A 6,719-nucleotide genomic window follows, 5' to 3' on the forward strand; every position below is an offset into this window, starting at 1 on the left:
AGGCCTGGAACGAGGCATCGATGATATTGGGCGAAACGCCCACCGTGGTCCAGCGTTCGCCCTGCTCGTCCTCGCTCTCGATCAGCACCCGGGTCACCGCCTCGGTACCGCCGTTGAGGATGCGGACGCGGTAATCGACCAGCCTCAAGCCATCGATATATTTCTGATACTTGCCAAGATCTTTTCGCAAGGCGACGTCGAGCGCGTTGACCGGACCGTTGCCTTCCGCCGCCGACATCAGCACGTCGCCGGCGACATCGACCTTCACCACCGCCATCGCCACTGTAACGCGCTGGCCGCTGGAATTGTAACGCTGCTCGGTATTGACGTCGAACTGCACGACCCGGAAATACTCCGGCACCTTGCCGAGTACGCGCCGCGCCAGCAGGTCGAACGAGGCGTTCGCGGACTCGTAGGCGTAGCCCGCAGCCTCGCGTTCCTTCATCTCCTCCACAAGACGCACCAGTTTCGGATCGGCCCTGTCGAACGGGATGCCGGCGCGTTCCAGTTCTGCGATGACGTTGGAGCGCCCGGCCTGGTCGGACACCAGCACCTTGCGGTGGTTGCCGACGGCTTCCGGCTCAACATGCTCATAGGTGTGCGGATCTTTCAGCACGGCGGAGGCATGAATGCCGGTCTTGGTGACGAAGGCGCTTTCGCCGACATAGGGCGCGTGACGATCCGGCGCGCGGTTGAGCATGTCGTCCAGCGTGCGCGACACCCGCATCAGGGTGGCCATCTTCTCCGGCGTCACCGAGATCTCGAAGGCGTCGGCGAATTCCCGCTTCAGACATAACGTCGGGATCAGCGAACACAGGTTGGCATTGCCGCAGCGCTCGCCGAGCCCGTTCAGCGTGCCCTGGATCTGCCGTACCCCCGCGCGTACCGCGGCCAACGAATTGGCCACCGCCTGCTCGGTATCGTTATGGGCGTGGATACCGAGATGGCTGCCGGGGATTTGCTTCACGACCGCGCCGACGATTTCGGCGATCTCGTGCGGCATGGTGCCGCCGTTAGTGTCGCACAATACGACCCAGCGCGCGCCGGCGTCGTACGCCGCCTTGGCACAGGCCAGCGCAAAGCCGGCGTCTTCCTTGTAGCCGTCGAAAAAATGCTCGCAGTCCAGCATGACCTCACGGCGGGCGACCTTCGCCGCCGCGACGCTGTCGCGGATCGAGGCGAGATTCTCGTCGTTGGTGGTCTCCAGCGCGACGCGGACCTGATAGGCCGACGCTTTCGCGACGAAGCAGATCGCGTCGGCCTTCGCTTCCAGCAGCAGCGTCAGGCCGGGATCGTTCGATGCCGAACGGCCGGGACGGCGCGTCATCCCGAACGCCGTGAAGGCGGCGTGTTCGAGATCAGGCTTCTGCGCAAAAAATTCGGTGTCGGTGGGGTTGGCGCCGGGATAGCCGCCCTCGATATAGTCGATGCCGAGTTCGTCGAGCATCGCGGCGATCAGCCGCTTGTCGTGCAGTGAAAAGTCGACGCCGTTGGTCTGCGCACCGTCGCGCAGCGTGGTGTCGAACAGATAGAGCCGTTCGCGGCTCACGTCGCCGCCCCCGGCGCTCCCGTTGCGGCGAGCGTCTTGGTCATCGTCGTATTGGCGAGCCATTCGTCGCCGATGGTCAGCGTATTGCGCTGGGTGGCGACATAGCCGCGCTTCAGGAAGAACTCCTGGGCATTGTCACTGGCGTCCACCGTGAGTTTCGTGGCGCCACGCGCGCCCGCCAGCTTTTCCAGCGCGTCGCACAGCAGTGCTGCAACACCGCGCAAAGTGGCGCTGGGATGCACATAGAGCAAATCGATATGATCGGCGCCCTTCAGCGAAGCGAAGCCGACCGGCGAATTCTGCAAGCTGGCGATCAGCGTTAGCTGTCCAGCCAAGCGCTTGCCGAACGCGGCTTCGTCCTCCACGGCGCTGGCCCAGGCGGCCTGCTGGTCCCCACTGTAGTCGTCGGACGTCAGCTCCGCGATGCTGGCGGTGAAGATCGCGGCCAGGATCGGCGTATCGGTCGGCAGGAACGGCCGCAGGGCCGGTTGAGGCATGGCCTGTCCCATCGCGCTCACCAGTATCCGACCAGCTTGAGCGCCAGCGCGACGGCGCCGGCGATCAACAGCCACTTGATCAGGATGTAATAACGCCAGTGTCTTGGGAACGGCGTGTCGGGTTTCGTCATCGCGCGATCTCCCAGGTCGTGCCGTCCTTGGAGTCCTTGATGGTCACGCCGAGGGCGGCGAGTTCATCGCGGATGCGGTCGGATTCCTTGAAGTCCTTGTTGGCCCGGGCGGCGGTGCGATCGGCGATCAACCCGTCGATCTTGGCCGCGTCGATGCCGCTCGCCTGCTGCTTGCGCGCGGCCCAGTCAGCTGCGCTCTCGGACAGGAATCCGAGCATGCGCAACGAGGCCGCGAACTTTCCGCGCTCTTTTTCATCGCCCGCCGCGGCGTTGTTGCGCAGGCCATGCAGTACCGCGATCATCTGTGGCGTGTTGAGATCATCGGACAACGCCTCGATCACCTTGTTGGCGGGATGACCGCCCTTCGAATCCGCGGCGACCCAGTACCAGTCGTCGAGGGTCTTGGCGCTTTCCTCCAGGCCCTTCACTGTCCAGTCGATCGGCGAGTGATAGTGCGTCTTTAGCATGTTGAGACGCAGCACCTCGCCCGGCCAGTCGTTCAGCAGTTCGCGGATGGTGACGAAGTTGCCGGTCGATTTCGACATCTTCTCGCCTTCGACCTGCAGGAAGCCGTTGTGCATCCAGTAGTTCGCCATCGCATGCGTGCCGTGGGCGCAGCGCGACTGGGCGATTTCGTTCTCGTGGTGCGGGAAAATCAAATCGAGCCCGCCGCCATGGATGTCGAACGTCTCGCCGAGATAGGCTGCCGCCATCGCCGAGCACTCGATGTGCCAGCCCGGACGGCCCCTGCCCCACGGACTTTCCCAGCCGGGCTCCTCGGCGGAGGATTGCTTCCACAGCACGAAATCGGTCGGATGCTTCTTGTGCGCATCGACGGCGACGCGCGCGCCGGCCTGCTGCTCCTCAAGTTTGCGGCCCGACAGCGCGCCGTAGTCCGCCATCGACTGGGTATCGAACAGCACCTCGCCGCCAGCTTCATAGGCGTGGCCACGCGCGATCAACTGCTGGATCAACGTCACCATATCGGTCTTGCCGTCGGGGCGCGGCAGCACGAAGTCGGTAGCACGCGGCTGATGCGTCGGCGGCAAGCAGCCCAGCGCGTCCACATCGGCCTGAAACTGGTTGGCGGTGGCCTCGGTGACCTTGCGGATCGCTTCGTTCAGCGGCAGGCCGGGGAAATCCCGTAGCGCGCGGTCGTTGATCTTGTCATCGACGTCGGTGATGTTGCGGACATAGGTGACCTGGTCCGGCCCATAGATATAGCGTAGCATCCGGAACAGCACATCGAACACGATGACCGGGCGCGCATTGCCGATATGGGCGAAGTCGTAAACCGTGGGTCCACAGACGTAGAGCCGGACGTTGTCGGCGTCGATCGGCGCAAAAACGCGCTTCTCTTTCGTCAGCGTATCGTAAAGTCGCAAATCCATGGAAATCCCGTCCCTTGCGGCCGGGCGTCAATGATCTCGATTGAGAATAGACGGCCTCAGCCAGCGAATCGCTAGCTCGTAATCTCGCGGCAAATGCCACACATGGCGAGAAAACCGTTCATCGCGGCACCATGCGGCAACCGAGGGTTGGCCGTCAAGGCTGGGAAAAGGCCGGCGCGCGGCCGATTTCGGCCTCAATCGGCGGCTACCCCGCGCATGGTTAATGATTGTTAACCTATTTGCTCTACGGATGAGCCGATTCCCTCATTCATTAGGTGAGTTATGAAATCGATTTTCCTGCTTTTGACGGCTGCGTTCGTTTTGACCGCTTCCGCCGCCTCCGCCGATTCCCGCGTCTTCATCATCGCCAACCAGGCCGATGGCTATGGCATCGACCAGTGCCTGGCGAAGGGCGAGAAGTGCGGCGCCCATGCCGCACTGTCGTACTGCAAGTCACGAGAATTTGCGGAGGCCACCGCCTACCGCCGCGTCGATCCCGATGAGGTGACCGGGTCGGTGCCGAAGACGGTTGGCGGCGCCTGCGCCCACGGCGGCTGCAACGAATTCGTCGCCATCACCTGCCACCGCTGAGCGCGAAGCCTGCCACTCCAGGAGCGCTGGGTACCGCCACAGTGCAGCCCCGGAAACGACGTGACCCTGCCGCGAGAAGCGGCTATGGGAAAGCCGCGCTGCCTCGCCGTCTCACCGGCGGATTCGGCAATGCCGGCAAGGGGTTTGCCATGCATCGAACCCGCGCCGATCTGTTCTGAAGTGCTGCGATGGTCCGTATGTCTGACATTCTCAACGCTGCTCTCTCCCGCTGGGTTCTGGCCGGCGCTGTGCTGCTTGGCGCGGCTTCGCTGGGCAATGATGCGTTCGCGCAGGGCCTGCCGCCGGGACAGCCACCGCAGCAGCAGGGTGGCGTAGCGGTCAATCCGATGTGCCAGCGGCTAGAAGGCCAGCTCGCGACCATCGACCGTGGCGCCGGCGGCGACCCCGCCCGCGCCGAGCAGCTCCGCCGCTATGAAGACGCCGCCTCGAAGCAGCAAAGCGAACTCGACCGCGTGACGTCGCAGGCCAAGCGGATGGGCTGCGACTCCTCCGGCTTCTTCTCGCTGTTCAATGGCCAGTCGGCGCAGTGCGGCCCGGTCAACACCCAAATTCAGCAGATGCGCGGCAATCTCGACCAGATCACCGGCAATCTAGAGCGGCTGCGCGTCGGCGTCCCCGGCAGCTCGGACCGTGACAGCCAGCGCCGCTCGGTGCTGCTGGCGCTGGCGCAGAACAATTGCGGTCCCCAATACGCCGCCGCCGCGCAGCGCGCGCCGCAGCCGAGCTCCGGCCCCGGCAATTTCCTCAACAATCTGTTCGGCAACAACGAGCCCAGCCCCGACGCGCCGCCGATCGGCGGCATGTCGCCGGTGCCATCGGGCACCTACCGCACGGTATGTGTGCGCACCTGCGACGGGTTCTATTTCCCCATCTCGTTCGCGACGATTCCGGCGCGCTTCGGCGATGACGAACGCACCTGCAAGAGCCTGTGCCCCGCCTCCGACGCGAGCCTGTTCAGCTATCGCAACCCGGGCGAGGACATGAACGCGGCGGTGTCGATCTCAGGCCAGCCCTACTCGTCGTCGCCGAATGCGTTCAAGTACCGCACCGAATTCAACCCGTCCTGCGCCTGCAAGGCCGCGGGCCAGACCTGGTCTGATGCGCTGAAGAACATCGACGATAAGGCCGCCGCGGAAAACGGCGATATCATCGTCACCGAGGAACGCGCGAAGAAGATGTCGCTTCCGCCGGCGAAGGGCACGCCCGCCGCCTTGAAGAAGGGCGCGGCACCGGCGGAGATTCCGGCTGCCGCCGCGAGCCCAACGCCGGCTACGCCTGCCCCGGCGACTCCTGCCGATCCCAGCAAGCCAATCCGCTCGGTTGGCCCGACCTTTCTGCCGACGACAAGATAGTAGGACGGGCGCTCCGGCTGGATTTTCGGCTGGCCCCATCAGCCGTCATTGCGAGGAGCCCTTGCGACGAAGCAATCCAGTTCTTGCAGAGTTTGCCGCCTTCTGGATTGCCGCGTCGCTTCGCTAAGGGGAAAACTGGCAAGCCAGTTTTCCCTGACCTTGCAATGACGGGGAGAGAGCTGCGATACCCTACCCTTCGAAGGCTTCCGCCGAGCCTTTGCTCGCCCGCGACACCAGCGCTTCGTCGGGCTGCGGCAAAGCGGCGGCGAGGTCGCGGAACTTGTTGGTGATGGGATAGCGGCGATCCCGGCCGAAATTGCGCCGGGTCACCTTCACGCCGGGCGCGGCCTGGCGGCGCTTGTATTCGGCGATATTGAGCAGCCGGTCGATCCGGACCACCACGTCCTTCTCAAAGCCTTCGGCAACGATCACCGACAGCGGCGCCTCGCGCTCGACGAGGCGTTCAAGGATGCCGTCGAGGATTTCGTAGGGCGGCAGCGAATCCTGGTCGGTCTGGTTTTCGCGCAGCTCGGCCGTGGGCGGGCGTACGATGATATTGACCGGGATCACTTCGCCATCGGGGCCGAGCGCACCTTCGGGCTTCCACGAATTGCGCAGCGTCGAGAGGCGAAACACTTCCGTCTTGTAGATGTCCTTGATCGGGTTGAAGCCACCATTCATGTCGCCATAGAGCGTGGCGTAGCCCACCGACATTTCAGACTTGTTGCCGGTGGTCACGACCATGGCGCCCGTCTTGTTGGAAATCGCCATCAGCAGCGTGCCGCGGGTGCGCGCCTGCAAATTCTCTTCGGTGATGTCCCGCGGCAATCCGGCGAAGGTGCCGGAGAGAATTTCCTCAAAGCCATTCACTGCCTGCGCGATCGGCAGCACCTCGTAACGGATGCCCAAACGCTCCGCGAGATCGGCGGCATCGTTCAATGACACCTGCGCGGTGAAGCGGAACGGCAGCATCACGCCGCGCACGCGTTCGGCACCCAGCGCATCGACTGCGATGGCCGCGCACAGCGCCGAGTCGATGCCGCCGGAGACGCCCATCAGTACGCCCGGAAAACCGTTCTTCTGCACGTAGTCGCGCAGACCGAGCACGCAGGCGGCGTAGTCGCCCTCGTCGCCCTCGAGCACCGGTGCAATGGGGCCGTCGCAGCGCCAGCCGTTATCGCCCCTGA

General features: G+C 64.3%; 6 protein-coding genes. 2 read left to right on the top strand and 4 right to left on the bottom strand.

Going from position 1 to position 6,719, the window contains the following annotated elements:
• From cimA to cysS, 3 genes are all read right to left on the bottom strand, one after another.
• Positions 1-1,549 (bottom strand): citramalate synthase (cimA, locus tag JWR89_RS21770; protein ID WP_299720086.1); only part of this gene is annotated, 1,549 nt, incomplete at its 3' end.
• Entirely contained in the window at positions 1,546-2,058 is a 513-nt protein-coding gene (locus tag JWR89_RS21775) for a GNAT family N-acetyltransferase (protein ID WP_299720088.1), read from the bottom strand. The genes JWR89_RS21775 and cimA, both read right to left, overlap by 4 nt.
• Before the next feature lie 115 nt (positions 2,059-2,173).
• Positions 2,174-3,568, bottom strand: a complete 1,395-nt coding sequence (gene cysS, locus JWR89_RS21780; RefSeq protein ID WP_299720090.1) for a cysteine--tRNA ligase — start codon at positions 3,566-3,568, stop codon at positions 2,174-2,176.
• 282 nt (positions 3,569-3,850) lie between these two features.
• Between cysS and JWR89_RS21785 the strand changes: the two genes are divergently transcribed.
• Both JWR89_RS21785 and JWR89_RS21790 read left to right on the top strand, forming a co-directional pair.
• Complete coding sequence (locus tag JWR89_RS21785) at positions 3,851-4,159, top strand: hypothetical protein (protein WP_299720092.1); 309 nt, start codon at positions 3,851-3,853, stop codon at positions 4,157-4,159.
• A gap of 188 nt (positions 4,160-4,347) precedes the next feature.
• Positions 4,348-5,532, top strand: a complete 1,185-nt coding sequence (locus JWR89_RS21790) for a DUF2865 domain-containing protein (RefSeq protein WP_299720094.1) — start codon at positions 4,348-4,350, stop codon at positions 5,530-5,532.
• Between the two features lie 189 nt (positions 5,533-5,721).
• Here JWR89_RS21790 and JWR89_RS21795 read toward each other — a convergent pair.
• The coding region (locus JWR89_RS21795; RefSeq protein WP_299720095.1) for an NAD+ synthase at positions 5,722-6,719 on the bottom strand (998 nt) is incomplete at its 5' end.

Origin of the sequence: Tardiphaga sp. (assembly GCF_028290785.1) — a bacterium.
Classification (GTDB): domain Bacteria; phylum Pseudomonadota; class Alphaproteobacteria; order Rhizobiales; family Xanthobacteraceae; genus Tardiphaga.

Coding starts and splice junctions, on each gene's coding strand:
- JWR89_RS21790 (WP_299720094.1), top strand. CDS start 4,348: ATGGTCCGTATGTCTGACATTCTCAACGCTGCTCTCTCCCGCTGGGTT.
- JWR89_RS21785 (WP_299720092.1), top strand. CDS start 3,851: ATGAAATCGATTTTCCTGCTTTTGACGGCTGCGTTCGTTTTGACCGCT.
- JWR89_RS21775 (WP_299720088.1), bottom strand. CDS start 2,058: ATGGGACAGGCCATGCCTCAACCGGCCCTGCGGCCGTTCCTGCCGACC.
- cysS (WP_299720090.1), bottom strand. CDS start 3,568: ATGGATTTGCGACTTTACGATACGCTGACGAAAGAGAAGCGCGTTTTT.